The organism is Pseudocitrobacter vendiensis, assembly GCF_943590815.1.
GTDB lineage: Bacteria > Pseudomonadota > Gammaproteobacteria > Enterobacterales > Enterobacteriaceae > Pseudocitrobacter > Pseudocitrobacter vendiensis.
This window is the reverse complement of record NZ_CALSBS010000024.1, coordinates 45339-62302: the sequence shown is the minus strand read 5'-3', so window position 1 is coordinate 62302 and position 16964 is coordinate 45339. Positions and strand designations below refer to the sequence as shown.

General features: G+C 62.2%; 18 protein-coding genes. 12 read left to right on the top strand and 6 right to left on the bottom strand.

Annotated features, from left to right (window positions below):
- Positions 1-60: 60 nt before the first annotated feature.
- The 10 genes from NMC31_RS26330 (at position 61) to NMC31_RS20245 (ending at position 7722) form a co-directional block, all read left to right on the top strand.
- Positions 61-612, top strand: coding sequence for a DUF2958 domain-containing protein (locus NMC31_RS26330; protein ID WP_004883053.1), 552 nt, complete (start codon positions 61-63; stop codon positions 610-612).
- Between the two features lie 343 nt (positions 613-955).
- Positions 956-1723: a DUF2285 domain-containing protein gene (locus NMC31_RS20285; RefSeq protein ID WP_004883055.1), complete on the top strand. Its 768-nt coding sequence runs from the start codon at positions 956-958 to the stop codon at positions 1721-1723.
- A gap of 112 nt (positions 1724-1835) precedes the next feature.
- Positions 1836-2120, top strand: a complete 285-nt coding sequence (locus NMC31_RS20280) for a helix-turn-helix transcriptional regulator (protein WP_004883058.1) — start codon at positions 1836-1838, stop codon at positions 2118-2120.
- A 50-nt stretch (positions 2121-2170) separates the two neighbouring features.
- Positions 2171-2989 carry a replication initiator protein A gene (locus tag NMC31_RS20275; RefSeq protein WP_425267602.1) on the top strand — a complete coding sequence of 273 codons (819 nt, stop codon included), beginning with the start codon at positions 2171-2173 and terminating at the stop codon, positions 2987-2989.
- Positions 2990-3254: 265 nt separating this feature from the next.
- Entirely contained in the window at positions 3255-3893 is a 639-nt protein-coding gene (gene parA, locus NMC31_RS20270; protein ID WP_004883061.1) for a ParA family partition ATPase, read from the top strand.
- Positions 3890-4165, top strand: a complete 276-nt coding sequence (locus NMC31_RS20265) for a hypothetical protein (protein ID WP_004883063.1) — start codon at positions 3890-3892, stop codon at positions 4163-4165. Before parA ends, NMC31_RS20265 begins: the two co-directional genes overlap by 4 nt.
- The gene (locus NMC31_RS20260) at positions 4162-4707 is read left to right on the top strand and encodes a DUF2840 domain-containing protein (RefSeq protein WP_004883064.1); all 546 of its coding nucleotides are present in this window, start codon (positions 4162-4164) and stop codon (positions 4705-4707) included. Before NMC31_RS20265 ends, NMC31_RS20260 begins: the two co-directional genes overlap by 4 nt.
- Positions 4704-5303: a S26 family signal peptidase gene (locus NMC31_RS20255; protein ID WP_004883067.1), complete on the top strand. Its 600-nt coding sequence runs from the start codon at positions 4704-4706 to the stop codon at positions 5301-5303. The genes NMC31_RS20260 and NMC31_RS20255 overlap by 4 nt, the downstream gene beginning before the upstream one ends.
- Positions 5300-5743, top strand: coding sequence for a hypothetical protein (locus tag NMC31_RS20250; protein WP_022652141.1), 444 nt, complete (start codon positions 5300-5302; stop codon positions 5741-5743). Before NMC31_RS20255 ends, NMC31_RS20250 begins: the two co-directional genes overlap by 4 nt.
- Complete coding sequence (locus tag NMC31_RS20245; protein ID WP_004883068.1) at positions 5740-7722, top strand: relaxase/mobilization nuclease domain-containing protein; 1983 nt, start codon at positions 5740-5742, stop codon at positions 7720-7722. Before NMC31_RS20250 ends, NMC31_RS20245 begins: the two co-directional genes overlap by 4 nt.
- Here NMC31_RS20245 and NMC31_RS20240 read toward each other — a convergent pair.
- The 6 genes from NMC31_RS20240 to NMC31_RS20215 form a co-directional block, all read right to left on the bottom strand.
- Complete coding sequence (locus NMC31_RS20240; RefSeq protein ID WP_004883070.1) at positions 7715-9103, bottom strand: patatin-like phospholipase family protein; 1389 nt, start codon at positions 9101-9103, stop codon at positions 7715-7717. The genes NMC31_RS20245 and NMC31_RS20240 overlap by 8 nt on opposite strands.
- Positions 9104-9324: 221 nt before the next feature.
- Positions 9325-9942: a DUF3313 family protein gene (locus NMC31_RS20235; protein WP_004883071.1), complete on the bottom strand. Its 618-nt coding sequence runs from the start codon at positions 9940-9942 to the stop codon at positions 9325-9327.
- A 12-nt stretch (positions 9943-9954) separates the two neighbouring features.
- The gene (locus tag NMC31_RS20230; protein WP_004883073.1) at positions 9955-10290 is read right to left on the bottom strand and encodes a DMT family transporter; all 336 of its coding nucleotides are present in this window, start codon (positions 10288-10290) and stop codon (positions 9955-9957) included.
- Positions 10291-10480: 190 nt separating this feature from the next.
- Positions 10481-13597, bottom strand: coding sequence for an efflux RND transporter permease subunit (locus NMC31_RS20225; protein WP_004883075.1), 3117 nt, complete (start codon positions 13595-13597; stop codon positions 10481-10483).
- 22 nt (positions 13598-13619) lie between these two features.
- Complete coding sequence (locus NMC31_RS20220; protein ID WP_044256783.1) at positions 13620-14735, bottom strand: efflux RND transporter periplasmic adaptor subunit; 1116 nt, start codon at positions 14733-14735, stop codon at positions 13620-13622.
- Between the two features lie 50 nt (positions 14736-14785).
- Positions 14786-15421: a TetR/AcrR family transcriptional regulator gene (locus NMC31_RS20215; protein ID WP_022652140.1), complete on the bottom strand. Its 636-nt coding sequence runs from the start codon at positions 15419-15421 to the stop codon at positions 14786-14788.
- Between the two features lie 109 nt (positions 15422-15530).
- On the opposite strand from NMC31_RS20215, the gene NMC31_RS20210 reads away from it, so the two are divergent.
- Together NMC31_RS20210 and NMC31_RS20205 are read left to right on the top strand one after the other, a co-directional pair.
- Complete coding sequence (locus NMC31_RS20210) at positions 15531-15956, top strand: outer membrane factor lipoprotein domain-containing protein (protein WP_213191790.1); 426 nt, start codon at positions 15531-15533, stop codon at positions 15954-15956.
- Entirely contained in the window at positions 15898-16953 is a 1056-nt protein-coding gene (locus NMC31_RS20205) for a TolC family protein (RefSeq protein WP_223852552.1), read from the top strand. Before NMC31_RS20210 ends, NMC31_RS20205 begins: the two co-directional genes overlap by 59 nt.
- The last annotated feature ends 11 nt before the right edge of the window (positions 16954-16964 follow it).

Genomic DNA, 16964 nt, shown 5'->3' with positions numbered 1-16964 from the left:
ATCTATAGTGTTCATTCATGGCTGAAAGGCCCGCTTTCGTGCTTTTACGGAAATCCGCAGATGCGGATTCCGACAGAACCGGGGAATCGCATCCGTGTCTTTCCGGCTTCCGACAATTCCGCTTCGGCGCTTCTGTTCTTCTACGGATGCGATGGCTTGCACATCGGTGCTTCCACACGAATGCACGGATGCGTTTCGGCAGTTCTGCGCTTCGGCACCAAAGCGCATTCGCGCATCGTCGGTTTCGTGGAGAAGCTGCCCATGACCCTGCCGCTTGTCACCGCTGATGAACGCGCCCGGCTGCTGGCCCACGGCGCGGCGCTCGCCGCTGGTCAGCGGCTCGACCCGCTGCCCGTGGTGCGCTTGTTCACCCCGGACGCGCATGTGACCTGGCTGCTGGTGTCGCTCGACCCGGCGGATGGCGACACGGCCTACGGCCTGATCGACCTCGGTATCGGTATGCCTGAGCTCGGGATGGTCAAGCTGTCCGACCTGGCGGGCATCGTCGGGCCGCGCAAGCTGCCGGTGCGGCGGGATCGGTATTTCCAGGCGGTGCGCCCGTTATCGGAGTACGTCCGGCTGGCGCAGGAGAACGGCGCGATCACGGACTGATGAAAACCAGCGCGGCCTAGCCAGCCGGGGCGCATCGTGACTATTTCAATCTTGATCAAGACCGTGCAGGTCTGAATCCGCATTCTTGCACCGAAGTGGTGCGATCCTGTTGAAAACAGTCCTGATCTTGGGCGCGGGCTGCGGCACGGTGTTCGGTGCTGCGCGTCATTTTCCTGAAGGCGTAGCCGTCGCATTCAGACGATTTCCGCAACACGCAGAGCCAAATGGTCTTGACACCGACAGTTACAGCCTAACCAATTTTGATGACGACCTGATGGCATTTCGATAGTTCCCGCATCGCGGAAATCGTGGCGACGCATCCCAAACAGAGGGAGGTTTCGCCATGACTGATCGCAGCGCCGAACACTGGTATCCGACAGCGGCCTATCTCTACGTTCTGCACCTTGACGGCCCTGCGCTGGCGTGGGAATACCTGCGCCGAAATCCCGACTACCGCCGCGACTGGCTGCGCCGCCGCCGCCGGCCGGACACGGCGCAGGCGTGGGGCCTGCGCCTGCTGGAAGACCCAGCCCTGGATGCGCGCGACGCGCATCCGGCCTGGTTTCCCGATCACGATGCCGTCGTGCAGGTTTACCCGGACGATGACCCGCCACCCGAAGCCCATGCCTTCGAGTTCTGGCGCGTCCCTGGCCGCAAGCAACTGATCCACGACGGCAAGCGCCTGGTGCTGGTGTCGCATTGGCCCGGCTGCTGCCTGCGGCTCGCGCTCGCGCCGGGCCTGGAAGACGGCATGGCCTACCTCTACGCCACCCGCGCCTGCGCCACGCCCTGCGCGCGCTATCGCACGCTCGCGTCCGAGCTGGACGCATTGGCCGTGGCCACGGTTGCCACGCCTGCGGCGGCGGCCCGTTCCAGGCCCACGACGGCCGCGGTGCTGGAACTGCACACCTTGCAGACGCTCGACGCGACCCTGGCGGGCGCGTCATTGCGCGAAGTGGCCGAAGGGCTGTTCGGCGCCGATGCCGTCGCCGCCGACTGGCACAAGGACAGCGCCTTACGTGCCCGCGTGCGGCGGCTGGTACGTCGTGGCGATGCGCTGATGCGTGGCGGCTATCGCCGCCTGGCACAGCTTCCGCCGCCGTTGCAGTAGGGGGGGACGTTTCGCGTCCCCCGTAGATCGTCCCTTAGCAAGCAGCCTCGCTTTCTTGAAAGTGCCTCTAACCGGCCGCGTGGTGTGGCCGGGCTTGATGGAGGTACATCCCATGCGACCCGCTCCCTTGCGGCCTGCCGCCGCTGCTGTCGCTGCGCCTGCGCAGCCCCAACGCTACCTGACCAACGACGAAGCCGCCGAGTACCTGCGCCTGTCGCCACGCACGCTGGAGAAACAGCGCGTGATCGGCGGCGGCCCGAAGTTCCGCAAGTTCGGCCGCCGCGTCATGTACGCGGTGTCCGACCTCGATGCCTGGGCCGACCAGCGCAGCTACGAGGCGACTTCCGACCCGGAATATGCCGAACGCCACGCGGGCGATTACCGTGATGGCCGCTGATCGCTGGCGCGTGGGTGGCCGTCGCCATGTCCAGCCCGCCAGGGCAAGCCTTGCAGCGCGAACAGCTCGACCTGTTCCGCGCGCTGCCGGGCGACATGGCACCCCGCGACAGCCAGGACTTGATGGCCTTTCCGTTCTTCTCGCTGGCGAAGTCGCGGCGTACCGCGCCGATCGACTTCCGCGCCGGCGGCATCACCATCCGCGTGGAGGGTACGCAGGAGCACGGCATCGCAACGATATGGGATGCCGACCTGCTGATTTGGGCCGCCTCGCAGATCGTGGAGGCGCGCGACGCGGGCTTGCGCCCGTCGCGCTGGATACGCGCCACTCCCTACGAGATCCTGCGCTTCATCGGGCGCGGCACGTCTCTCAACGACTACCTGCGCCTGAAAGCCGCGCTCGACCGGCTGCAATCGACCACGGTGGCCACGTCCATCCGCGAAACCACGGGAAGGCGATTGCATCGCTTCTCGTGGATCAACGAGTGGAAGGAACTGGCCGATGCCAGCGGCGTGCCGCTGGGCATCGAACTGATCCTGCCGGACTGGTTCTATGCGGGCGTGCTCGATGCCGCCTTGGTGCTGACCATCGACCCAGCCTATTTCCGCTTGAAGGGCGGGATCGAGCGCTGGCTGTACCGCCTGGTGCGCAAGCACGGCGGCAAGCAGCCGGGCGGCTGGCAATTCGACTTCCGGCACCTGCACCGCAAGTCGGGCAGCGCTGCGCGCTTCTCCGACTTCGCTTACGACCTGCGCGTCCTGGTGGCGCGGCAGTCGCTGCCCGGCTACGTCCTGGGCATCGAGCGAATGCCGGACGACGGACAAGAACTGCTGACCTTCCGGCCCGTGCTGCACACGGCACGGGGATAACTCGTGGAAAAGGTGTGGACGGCCTCGTGCTATCAGGAGTACCGGGTATCGTGCTATCGGGAGTACGCCTATCGTGCTATCAGGAGTACGAAAACGCCGGAAAGCCAATAACGGCGCGGGTTTGCGGCCCCTCTAACTTCCCTAACAAGAAATACATAACTTTTAGTAGAAGCGCGCCGTTTCGGTGGACAACCGAGAAACGGCACGGCGAACAGCGTTTTGCACGGCAGGTAAAGCCCGGCTTTCCAGCAGGGAGGGCCGCGCCATGATCCTCGCTCTGCTCAACCAGAAAGGCGGTGTCGGCAAGACCACGCTCGCCACGCACATCGCGGGCGAACTGGCGATGCGCGGCCAGCATGTCGTCCTGCTCGATGCCGACCCGCAGGGTTCATCCCTGGACTGGACGCAGCGCAGAAGCCAGCAAGGCTTGCCACGGCTGTTCAGCGCCGTGGGCCTCGCACGCGAAACGCTGCATCAGGAAGCGCCAGAACTCGCCAGGCGGGCCGATCACGTCATCATCGACGGGCCGCCGCGCATCGCCGCCTTGGCGCGCTCCGCGCTGCTGGCGGCCGAGCGCGTGCTGATCCCGGTGCAGCCCAGCCCCTACGACCTCTGGGCCAGCTCGGAAATGGTTTCGCTGATCCGCGAGGCGCAGGTGTTCCGGCCGCTGCTCCGCGCGGCCTTCGTCATCAACCGGCGCGTCAGCACCACCATCATCGGGCGCGAGGCGCGGCAATCGCTCGCCGAACAGCCGCTGCCCGCGCTGCGCTCGGAGGTGCATCAGCGCATCGTCTTCGCCGACAGCGTGGCCGCTGGCCGGCTCGCACGCGAGACAGCGCCCGACAGTGCCGCCGCCCGCGAAATCACCGCCCTGGTGGACGAACTGCTGCGGTGGCCGACATGACAGCGCAGCAGCCACCCAACAGCAAACGCACGGGCAAGCGCGTCGGCATCGGCGCACGTCCGCCCGCGAATCCGCACGCCGAGGCGTGGATTCGTCAGGGCGATGCCGACGCGCTGGGCAAAGGCGACCTCTACACGGCCCGCCTCACGCTCGACATCACGCCCGCCATGCGGGCGCGCATCAAGGTGTCGGCCTTCACGCAAGGCGTGACCGTGGCCGACCTGCTGCGCGGCCTGCTGGAGCGGGAGTTTCCGCCGGAGAACACACCATGAACGCATTCGCTTGGCCTGCCGCGAACGCGGCACCGGCTGCGCCGCTGCCTGCGCTTTCGGCACTCGCCGGACAGGCCGGCAATGTGCCGCTGACGCGCGTTTCGCTGGCCTACCTCGAACATCGCTTCAAGCTCTACCTGCGCTTCGGCGAACCGGCGCGCACGCTTCAGCTCGACCGCTGGCGGCGCTGCGCGGTGTTCCTGCCGGGCGCGATGCTCTGCCGCATCCGCTGGCAGGCCAACGACTACGGCACGATCCGCTGGCAACTCATGGTGATGCAGGCTTGCACACCGCTGGACGCGGCGCAGCGCATCCCCGGTGTTCAGCCGGGCGCGCGCTTGCTCCTACACACCGAAGGCGATGCCAACGTGCGCGCCGTGCTGGAGCGCATCGACGGCATCGAGGCGCTGGGCATCGCTGCCATCGACGTGTCGCCGGCGTACTGGCGCACGCTGGGCAACCGTCTTGCGGCTCGCCTTGCGCTGCCCGAATACACCACCGAGCGGCATACCGCCTGGCTGGCCGGGAAGGTGCTGCCATGACCGCCCCGACCACCACACCCAACGCGCCCGACGTGGCGCCGCGTCCTCGCTCACGCCTGCGCGCTCGCATCGTGCTGGCGACACTGGCCGCCATCGGCTTCGCTGCGCTGGCCTGGGCGGCTTTCGTGTCGCCGCTGCCGCGTCTGACCTACAACCCGTCCGACAGCGTGGCGGTCGGCTGGTATCGCATTGACCCGTTCGACCCGCGCACCGCCTCGCTGCCACGTCCGTTGTCCGTGGACAGCATCGTGCTGGTGCCGCTTCCGGCCACGGCTGCCGCGCTCGCTGCGCAGCGCGGCTACCTGCCGACGCGCGTTCCGCTGCTCAAACGTGTGGGCGCGGTCGCGCCGCAACACGTCTGCATCGTCGCCGGTCAGGTACGCATCGACGGCGTGCCTTCGGCCGCCGTACTGCCCGCCGACCGGCTGGGCCGGGCGCTGCCGTCCTTGCAGCTTTGCCGCCGCCTTGAACCGGGCGAACTGCTCCTGTTGAGCGTGACGAATCCAGCATCGTTCGACAGCCGCTATTTCGGCCCGGTCAGCGCATCCGCCGTGATCGGCGTTGCGCATCCGGTGTGGCCGGAGATACGCCCATGATGGCCGCCGATTCGCTGCGCTCTGACGTGCCATCGGGCATGTCGTTCTGCTGGCTGCTTCAGTGTCGCTGCGCCTGTCGTGCCGGTGCATTCGCACCGCACGTCGCGCAGCATCCGGCGCAGCCGTCCAACGTTCAGGCGTCTTGCCTCGAACGCGCCCGGCCTGCGGCCATTGGCGCTTTCGCCGGCGCGCTGTCTGTTCACGCAGCAGCGCCGCCGGGCCGCCGTTGCCTGGAGCGACAGCGAAGGGCAAAGGCGGAAGGCAAGACAAAAGGACGCGGCACCTGGCCGCGTCGAAAGCCAGTCAGCACATGGGGGGAACGCGGCACGGAGCGGCTTCGCCACCGTGCCGCGTTTGGCGCGAGGGTCGCGCCAATGCTGGCATGTCCGCGTGCTTCGCACGACAGGACACGCCCAAGCTTGCGGGGAGCGCAGCCATGACCGACAGCCGCGACGACGACTTTCGCGTGCGCCCCAGCGCCCCGAAGAACCGGGGCAAGGGCCAGGGGCAGAGCTTCGTTTCCAAGGTGCTCAAGCAGGCCGGCAAAGCCAGCAGCGGCAAGTCGGCAGTACGCCGTCCTGGCGCGGCTGGCACCGGCCAGCGGCCCGGCTCTCGGCTCGGACGTGGCCACACGGCGGCGCGCTTCGCCGGGGCGAAGCTAATGCCCATGTCGCGGCGCGTGACCATCAAGACCTTGCTGGTCAATCACCAGCGGGCCAGCCCGCAATCGCTCGCCAAGCACCTGCGCTACATCGAGCGCGACGGCGCGGGTCGCGATGGCGAACCGGGCCGGGGCTACGGGCCACAGGCCGACGAAGCCGATCTGGACGCCTTCAAGGAACGCTGCGCCGACGACCGGCACCATTTCCGCTTCATCGTCTCGCCCGAGGACGGGGCCGAGCTGGACGACCTGCGCACCTACACCCGGCATCTGGTGAGCCGCATGGAAGCCGACCTGGGCACGCGGCTGGATTGGGTGGCGGTGGATCACTGGAACACCGACAACCCGCACACCCACCTGATCGTGCGCGGGCGCGACGACACCGGCAAAGACCTCATCATCGCGGGTGACTACATCGCCCACGGCTTCCGCCATCGCGCCGCCGAGCTGGCGACCGAGTGGCTGGGGCCGCGCACCGAACTGGAGATTCAGCAGACCTTGAGGCGCGAGGTGGAACAGGAGCGGTGGACGAGCCTGGATCGCACCTTGCAGCGCGAGACCGGCGAGGATGGCCGGGTGCATGTCGAACGGCTCAACGAGCCGAGGTTGCAACGCCAGCGCCTGCTGCTGATCGGCCGCCTGCAACGCTTGCAGCGCCTGGGCCTAGCCGACGAGGTGCAGCCCGGCACCTGGGCCATTCATGCCGATGCCGAGAAGACCTTGCGTGCCCTGGGTGAGCGTGGCGACATCATCCGAACGATGCAGCGGGCCATGAGCGGCCAGCCGCGTGAGCTGGCGGTGTTCGAGCCGGGCGACGATGGTCGCAGCCTCATCGGCCGCGTGGCCGCGAAGGGGCTTGCCGATGAGTTGCACGACCGAGGCTATCTGATCATCGACGGCACGGACGGTAAGGCCCACTACGTTGCACTGAACGCCCGCGACGAACTGGCGAACTATCCCACGGGCGCTGTGGTAGAGGTGAAGGGTTCGACTGAGGTGCGCACGGCCGACAAGAACATCGCCTCGCTGGCGAGCGATGGCCTGTACCGCACCGATCATCACCTGGTAATCGAGCAGGGCCGGGCTACGCCCGGACGCGACCCGCAGGAAGTCGTCGCCGCTCATGTCCGGCGGCTGGAAGCCCTGCGCCGGGCTTGCATCGTGGAGCGCGTGGCCGAAGGGCTATGGAAGGTACCGGACGACCTGGCCGAGCGTGGCCGCCAATACGACGCGCAACGGCTGGGCGATGTAGCCGTAGAGCTGAAATCACACCTTCCTATTGAACGGCAGGCCCGCGTCATCGGCGCGACTTGGCTTGACCAGCAACTGATCGGCGGTGGCCGTGGGCTGGGCAACTTGGGCTTTGGCGGTGATACCAAGCAGGCCATACAGCAGCGAGCCGATTTCCTCGAAGAACAGGGGCTGGCACAGCGCCGCGGGCAGCGCGTCATCCTCGCGCGCAACCTGCTGGGCACGCTACGCAATCGGGAACTAGTGCAGGCCGCGAAAGACATTGCGGCGGAAACCGGCCTAGAGCATCGCCCGGTGGCCGACGGGCAGCGCGTAGCCGGTATCTACCGGCGTTCCATTATGCTCGCCAGCGGGCGCTACGCGATGCTCGATGACGGCATGGGGTTCAGCCTTGTGCCGTGGCGGCCGGTAATTGAGCCGCGACTGGGACAACAGCTTGCCGCAAAGGTTATCGGCGGAAGTGCCTCTTGGGAACTTGGACGAAAGCCCAGTATCGGTATCAGTTAGATATCAAGGGAAGCTGAGTACCAGGCGCAGTCTGCTTGGCTGCTGTGATTCTTCTTAGAGATTCAATCAATGCCATAAACTCCTTGGATTGCCTCAGTGCTTCGCCTCCCGCAGTTTGCAGGTCCAAGACATCCGTAGCCTCGATCGTGAAGGCTGTGGGCACGCGCAGCAGCGAATGCCGGATCTTGTCGTCCGGCACGTCGTTCAGACTTACGCTTACTACGTAGATTTCTGCGTCGGCCGCAAAGGGGCTGTCCGCTTGGCCACGGGTGCGGACAATCTCGGAACGCCAGTGTTGCAGGTCGTCGTTAAGCATGGCCAGCGTCACCTGGGTCTCGCGAGCGCCGGCACCGAAGATCAGCGACTCAAGTACTTGCGTCGTGCTGGGAACTCGGTCGCTACTGTCCACTCTCTCGCTCAGTCCTCGTTCGGAGTTCACCGTCACCAACACGAGTCGGCGCAAGCTTCCGGGCTTGACCTCCGAGAAATTGGCGCTCATTGAGCCCGAAGCTACTAGCCGGTCTAGCATCAGACGTACGCCGAGGTTGTCGGAGACACCACCGTCCACGAGGTGGATATAGGGCCGATCGTGCGCATTGAGGTAGCTGTCTATGCCGCTTTGCAGGATGCGTGATCTGTAATTTTGCCCTCTGACAGGCAAAGATCGGAGAGGCGGCGGACAGGTATTGGCGTTGTTTCGCACCGTTACGGGCGACAGCACCAGCGGTACTGCCGACGAGGCCGCCACCGCGAAAGACAGCGGCGTTGCATCGAGGTCGGAACAGATTAGCCGGAATTGCTCGGTGGTGAAATCGAAAGGGGCACCGGTCGTGAGGTCGGTTGCCGTGATCATCAGTTCGGGCGCGCCCGGTCGTCGGCGCACGTCACCAAAGGTGCGGCCTTCAAAAAGTTCGTCCAAGCGTTGAGCCAGGATCTGGCTGCGCCCAAACCAAGGTGAAGTTAGTCTATAAAGACGCTCAGGCCACAGAGCTTCACGTATGAGTCGCCCCTCAAAAGGCACAAGCAGAAAATCCGGCTCGAAACGAGTCAGCGTGGCATCGCCGAAGGCCGCGAAGTGCGCGGCAAGGATGCTGCCCCCCGACACTCCGCTGACCAGGAACACCTGATCCAACAGAGTGGTCTCCTGGCCCTCTAGCGCGAAGCGTGTGGCCTTGAGTTCGCGCAGCACGCCCAGGCCGAAGGCCGCCGCCCGAGCGCCCCCGCCTGACAGTGTCACCGCTACAACCACCGGTTGGTTGACCTCCGACGGCCTGATGCGTTGGTCGTTCTCGGCGAGAGACATTAAGGCGGCGTCGGAAAGTGTCGGGTTGATCCAAGGACGGTAAGTGGAACACCCTGTCAGAACTACCGTTGCCAGCACACCGGCCAAACTCCATCGTGTGAATTTACACACCTCCAGGCGCTTTACCTCTGCAAGCAGCACCACGCAGCGTTTCGAATAGACAAGAACGAGAAACGCCGGCAATTTTGCGACGAAGCAGAGCCACTCCAGAATGCTGCAGACGTTACAAGAACGGCACCCTACGAATCCCCTTGATGAGGCTCCTCGCGATCCGCGCGAAGTTATGGAATAGCAGCTATTCACGAGCCAGCACTTCTCCAAGCGCTATTGATCCGTTCAAGGCAGGTGGTGATTGCAGACTTTGCATGCCCGAGCAGTGTGTAGGAGCCTTTGAAATCCGCGAGAGCGTTGCCGTGCTCGAAGCAGCTAGCAGCAGCCACCCGACGATCTGTTTGTTCATCTACTGCCTCAAACTCCAAACTAGCTCCCCCAGTTGTCACTGGTCCAACAAGCAACGTCGTTAGGGTGTTGACTGCTCTATTGGGCGTCTCAATGGTCGTAATTGCCACACGCACACGTATGCGGCCTGACGATGCGGGAGCTTCGGACTTAGTTTGGAGATGTCGCAGTTCACTGTTGACGTGATCGAGAAGCTCTCGCACTTGCTCAGCTTCAAGCCCACCTATGCGTCCAGTTGCCGTCACTACCTGAGCATCCTCGACTAATATTTCCCGGTAACGACTGGGTTCAAAGCCTGGCGCCTTGAAGAGCAGAACATTTTCGTACTTCGTTTTTCCCAATACATCGTAATCACCAAGAAACCCTGATCGAGTCATTCCGTTTGAAGCACAGCCAGATAAGGTTGCCGTGAGGCCTGCCAGCAGCACAAAATGGATTAATGAAATAGGGCGTTTCATATATATTTTCATTTATCCCATTTTCAGACAGACGATGCCAGCAACAACCAGCGCAATTCCAACCCAACGTATCAAGGAGGCGGTATCGCCGAACACATACACGCCCACGAAAAACGCGCCCAGCGAACCGATGCCGGTCCAGACCGCATAAGCTGTTCCTATGGGGATCTGTTTAAGAGATAACCATAGGAAAAAGCCGCTGGCTGCCATACAGGCAACTGCAATCGCCGGCCCCACGTAGCGCATCGCTGCATTGGCCGCACCCATCTTGAGGCCTAGTGGCCAACCGATTTCGAACAGGCCGGCAATCAGTAGAACCAACCATGGATTCCATGACAACGGGTTCATATATTTCTCCAAATCTATTCAGTGAAAATTGATTATCAAAGCATCAAAGCATCAAAGAATAGGCAGTAGGCGGTCAATTCGCTCTGCTTCTGATTTCTTCTTAAACTCTCTGATGGCGAGAATCTGTCTCCCCGATCTCTCCGGCCACGAGAGAGATCGGGGGAAGCGTGTGGACAGTTACGCTGAGGGATCAGACCGGTTGCACTGGTTGTTGTACCGCCTCGTGACTCCGTTTGCTGCCCGGCCACTTCATTCCGAACAGCACCTCGTAGAGCAACGGAATCAGGCCAAGCGTCACGAGCGTGCCAAGTGCGAGACCACCGATCATGCCGATGGCCATGCCCTTCCACAGCGGCCCCGCAAACAACATCAGGGGCACGAGACCCGCGATACAGGTCACCTTGGTCATCACGATTGGACGCAGCCGCTGCATCGCAGCTCCCACCAGGGCTTCATGTCGGGCGAGACCTTCCGAGAGGCCGTGTTCAATTTGTTCGAGCAGAAGAACGGCGTTGTTGACGATGATTCCGAACAGCGCAAGCACCCCGAATGTCGCCATGAAGCTGAAAGGAGTGCCTGTTGCCTTCAGTGCAATCACGACCCCAATCAACGTGAAGGGAATCGTTGCGAGAATCACGATCAGCTTGCGGAAGGAGTTGAACTGCCAGATGAATAGCAGCAACATCGCCAGAAGAGCGAACGGCATGTAGTGCGTGAGCGATGCATTCGATTCAGCCGATTCCTCAATTTCTCCACCAAGCTCTATGGCATAGCCTGCAGGTAGTTCAATTGCGGCGATCCGAGGTGCGAGGTGATCCACGATCTCTTGCGCGGTGTATGCGGTGTTCTGCCCCTGAACTGTGACTGTACGAATGAGATTGCGGCGCTGGATCACAGACGGCTCGCTAGCGAGCGTGACATCGGCCACTTGCGCCAGGGAAACCGGCTGGCCACCCGACGCTGGATAGATGGTCGTCGAACCAACGTCCGCAGTGCTGCGCCGATCATTGGACGTCCCGCGCATCACGATTGGCACGCTGGTATCGCCATCTCGGATCACAGAGATCGACTGGCCGATGTAGCGGGTGCCAAGCCAGGCAGCTATGTCGTCGGTGGTGACGCCAGCACGTCGCGCACGATCTTGATCGACCCGAACATCGAGACGGCCGACACGGGTATCCCAGTTGTTCTTGATGTTGGCCGTACCTGGCAGCTCCCGTAGCGCGGACTCAATTTTCGCCGCCGCATTCATCAGCACCTCATGATCCGGCCCACTGACCCGGTAGACGGCTGTGCCGGCTTCGGTAGTGCCTAGCGAGAACCGCTGAGGCTCTGCGCGTACATCTCCATGATGCTGCGCGAAGTAAGCCCGAGTTCGGGCAATCACGACGTCAATGTTGGTGCCTGCCTTGACCGTCACGACAAAGTACGCGATGTTCGATGCTGGCAATGGGGGATTGAGCCCAAGGATGAAGCGCGGCCCACCGTCAGCGACGTAGCCAATGTGATCCGTGATTTCGGGGTTGATTTCTTGATCACCGAGCCAGCCGCTCACTTCCTTCACTTTGGCAAGAGTGAGCCGTGAATCCGTTCCAGGGGCGAGCTGCACCGGTATTTGGAATTGAACTCGGTCGGACTTCGGCAAGAAGTCGTATGGCAGTGTCGTGAATCCGTACAGAGCTACGGCCAATGCACCCGTCATCACACCAACGTAGATCGCCTTGTGGTCAAGCACCCACTCAAGCAACTTGCGATAGCCGCGATAGAAGCGTGTGTTGTAGGTTTGCGCGTCATTCGCCGGTTGATGATGCACTTTGGTGAAGTGGTAGCACAGCAGTGGAGTGACGGTCAGACACAACAGCCAAGATCCGAGTAACGTGAGCGCGAGGACAATGACGAGAGAGCGCAGATACTCACTCGTCGCACTCTGGCCGAAGAAGAACGGGGAGAAGGCGATGACGATAACCAATGAGGACGTCAGCAGCGGCAGTGCGAGGGTACGACCCGCTTCGAGACAAGCCTGTTTGCGGTCTTCACCGGCTGCCAAGCGCCGTTCAATGTCTTCGGCAATCACGATGCCGTTGTCTACCAAGAGCCCCAAAGCGATGATGATGGCTGCCATCGAAACACTTTGCAGCTCGATGTTCAGCGCGCGCATCACGATCAGTGCCCCCAGAATGGTAAGCGGCACGATCATCCCGACGATGAATCCTGTGCGCCATCCCAGGAAAAGGACGACGACGCCGAGCACGATGACAATCGTTTCGATCATCACCTGGTTCATCTTGCCCATTTCACGTTTGACGACGTCTGCCTGGAATGTCACATAGGAGAGCTCGAAACCTGCGGGCAGAAGTTTCTCAAGCTCGGCCACACGGGATTTGAGGGCTACGCCGAATTGCTCCACGTTCTGGCCCGAGGTCATGGACACTGCCATCACTACGGCAGGCTGGCCCTTATAGACTGCAGCAGACTCGGGAGGATCTGCAGGTTGTACCTGCACGCGCGCAAGCTCTCCCAGTGAGATTGAAGGAGCAGGCGAAGCACCGCGCGCACCCTGAGCTTGCGCCATCATGATCGGCAACGCGCGCAGCGAAGCGGCGTCGCGAACCTCTCCACTAACAGCCAGCGAAGCGTTGATGCCACCGATGGCGATTTGCCCGCCTGAAAGCACGACGTTTTGTTTAACGAGTTGATCGATCACCCCTTGTGGGGTCAATCCAAGCTGGGCTAGTTTTGGTCGATCAAATTCGAGATAGACGCGCTCTTCCTGCAAGCCGTAGAAGCTGATGCGATCAACGCCGGGAAGCGCGTATAGGCGATCGCGCATCTCTTTCAACGACACACGCATTTCGCCCATGGAGTAGCCCGGCGCGGTCACCGCAATGGAGGCCACGGCAACACGGCCGAAGTCGTCGTTGACAAATGGCCCCAACGTACCCTGTGGAAGCAGAGGCTGAGCATCGGCAACCTTCGCGCGAACGCGCTGCCATATGGGGGCTAGGTCGGTGTACCGCTCCCAGATCGTGACCTGTATGACGGCCCCGCCCGCGCGAACGGTTGTGGTTACACGCTTGACCTCGGCCAGCTCCCGCAAACGCTCCTCGATCGGACGCGCGATCAACTGCTCAACACGTTCGGCTGGCATGCCAGGGTTCAGAACGGCAACAACCGCATCTCGAATCGTGACCGATGGCTCTTCCTGCGAAGGGAAATTGAGAAACGTGGCAATGCCGGCAACAAGAATGATGACCGCGGCAAGGTAGGTGAGTCTGCTGGCGCGCAGCGCCATTTCTGTGATCTTCATAGCGAAGTCTTCCTGTAGCGGGTCAGCGTCCGGCCAATTGGGTCGTGGCCTTGAGTGGGGTGACTTGTTGCTCGTTCGTCAGCCAACTCGCGCCAGCCGCGACTACCATCTCGCCGCGCTTCAGGCCGCCCACAACGCGAACGTTGTCGCCGCCTGGCTCGCTCTGGAATTGCACTTCCCGGCGGTGCACCTTCTTTCCGGTCACGTCATATACAAACACTGCGGCTTGTCCTGCTTTCTCACTGAGCACCAGTGCCGAATAGGGAAGCATCAGACGATCTGGTGAGGCATCCTTCGCTTCCGGTGCCTTCAGCAATACTTGAACGGCAGACCCGGGTCGAAGACTGCGCGCAAGAGTAGCATCTTGAGGAACGAGCACGACAGGTAAAAGTGAGCCATTTTCAGCACGCAAGCCGATGCGTTGTACCGAAGCACGAACGGGACTTGCTGACTCGCTCAGGCGCAGTTCGGCGACCTGCCCAATTTTGATATTTGCCGCCTGGGTCGTCGATGCAGTCGCAAGGACTTCTACGCCGCTGCGTAGTCCATCCACTTGAAGCACCGGCGCTCCGGCTGCAATATCTGTGAACGGCAGAGCGAGTTTCTCCGCGACGACGCCGTCGAATGGCGCATGAATGGCGGCCCCCCTTCGCGCACGCTCGGCAAGGCCGAATGCGGCCTTTGCATTGCGCACCTGGCCTTCAGCTGCAACCAACTGTGCTTTCACACTCTCGAATGCAGCCGGGGAGATTACGTTGCCCTCAAGCAGCCCCCTTTGCTGCGTTGTCTGCACGATTCTGTCTGCCAATGCGGCTTCCGCAGCAGCGAGTGTCGCCCGAGCCTGTTCTAGGCGGAGTTGCTCGGGCTGAACATCCAACTCAGCCAGAAGCTGTCCGCGAGAGAAGCGATCTCCCACGTCCACATGAAGCTTGCTGATACGCCCGCCAGTCTCGAACCCCAAGGTACTCCGCTCACTGGAGCGAGCTAGACCACTCAATTCAATGCGATTGGCCACAGAACCTACATCCCCCACCGTGAGCAGCTTGACCGCTCGCGGTGGATCGGAAGCAGGCTCCTTCTGACTATCACAGCCGGCAAGCGATGCGAGCAGAACAAACGCGAGGCCGACTTTCTGCATTTGCCAGGACTGGGATTTAAAGGGAGTGCAAGACACGGGAAGGCCTTTCATCAGCGTTTATCAATAGGGGTGAGTTCCAGTTCGCCGCGGGCGAGCGCCTGGAGGGTGTGCATGAGTCGAGAAAGGTCTTCGGCAGCAAACGTCGGAAAACCCATCATTTCGGCGAGGAAGACTCCGTCCAAGGCAAATAGAACGATTCCGGCGATATCGGTGCCGCGTGGAGATTTGCTCGCGTTCTCGTACTGCCTGCGGTACCAGCCGCGCACAGGCTCAAGCAGCGTGGGGTCTTCAGCCACGGCCGCCAGCAATGCAGCGCTCATCTTTTGCATCCCGCCGTCAGGCATAGCCGAGACCTGGCTGGATAGCCAAGGGTCTGGATCGCCGACGAATGGCAGCTCTCGCTCTTCCTGCCCGCCATCAAACGCCGAGACCTGGTCATCAATCATCGTGAGGAGCAGATCGCGCTTGGTCTTGAAGTGGTACAGGAACGCACCTTTGCTCATTCCTGCCCGTGCAACGACCGCGTCAAGCGTTAGGTGCCCGGCACCTCCCTCCATGACTACGTCACGCGCAGCTTGAAGGATGCGCTCCCGTGTTTGTTGCGCTTTCTTAGAGATGGAGGGGGCTTCAGCGCCGTTGTCCGCCGAATGCGACTCCTCTGGGCTTGATTTCATACGAGTTGCCATGGTGAAACTCCAAAGATGCTTGATTTTTGAATCGTCTGGACGGTATAGTACACGCCATGAACTATGCCCGTCAAGACGGCCTCCTCAATTCACAACCTAGTGGCTCAACATGTCCGATCCCTACGCCCGCCGCGGCCTTACTGCTGTTGCATTCCTATCGATCACGCTTCTCGCCGCGTGCAGCCACTCGCCTCACAGGGTGGAGACATCACGCGTTGAGGTTCCGGCCAAATTCATGAACGAAGCGGGTCTGGCTGTGCAGCAGGTGCCAGCACAAGCACTCCCGGCCGAGTGGTGGACGGCGTACGGTGATCCGCTGATTGACGCGCTGGTGCGCAACGCGCTGGAGCACAACACCGATCTCGCTATTGCAAGAGCGCGGATTGATGAAGCTGTGGCGATCACCCGACGTACACGCGCTTCAATGTTCCCTAGCTTGGCGCTCACGCCCCAAGCAACGCGCGCGCGACTTTTCTTTGGCACCGACCATCAGCAGCGATGCCAGGCTTCCGCTGTCGGCTTCATGGGAAGTTGATCTAGCGGGCCGCCTCTCGCATGCCGCTGATGGCGCACGGATGGACGCAGTTGCTGTCGAACAGAACTGGTTCGCGACACGTTGGCAGATCGCCTTTGAGACAGTGTCCGCTGCACTGCAGCAGCGGCAGGCGGCAGAGCTGGAAGATCTGGCAAAAGAGCGACTTCAAGTCGCCGAGCGCCTTGAGCGTCTGACAGAGCAGAAGTTCAAGGCAGGTCAAGCTACGGGCTTTGACATTGAACGCACGCGTTCCGAGGTCATCGCCCTCCGGGTGGAGCAAGAGCAGTTGCGACGCGTACGCGGCGAAGCAACGCATGCCTTGGATGTGCTCGTTGGCCGGATTCCGGGGGCGCTTGGCAGCGGTCCTGCGCTTGCCTCTCTCACCATGCCCGATTGGACTCCCAGAAGCGTGCCAGGCGAATTGCTGCAGCAGCGCCCCGACGTCAGAGCCGCGCAGGCGCGTCTTGCAGCGGCGACGGCGCGATGGAACGCAGCAGAAGGCGAGCGGCTCCCCAAACTTGTGCTCGATTTGAGTGGTGGGCGCCAACGCTTCGAGAACAACGGAACACGTGTGGCAGGGAACATTTTCTCTCTGGGCTTGGGTGTGACGCTTCCGATCTTTGACGGTGGAGCAATACAAGCGGGAATCGACGAGGGCTCAGCACGCAGTCGCGGCGCACAGGCTGACCTGGAACGCACGGTTTTGCTTGCGCTTCAGGATGTGGAGAACGCTTATCTGGGCTGGCAGACCCAGCGGACTTCTCTGCAGCATCAGGTCGATGGTCTTGTCGTCGCTGATCGACTCCTTGACCGCAGTCGACGCCTCTTTGAGGCGGGACAGGTGGATGCGACCGTTGTTGCAGAAGCGGAGCGTGGCACCTTGTCCCAGCGAGCGGCTCTGGTCCGTGCTCGCGCCGACGCAGCCGTGCAATGGGGTGTTCTCGCTAAAGCGCTTTCTGGTTCGCCAGAGCATGTGAATCTGCAATCTTCACCCTGAGTCCTTGAGTT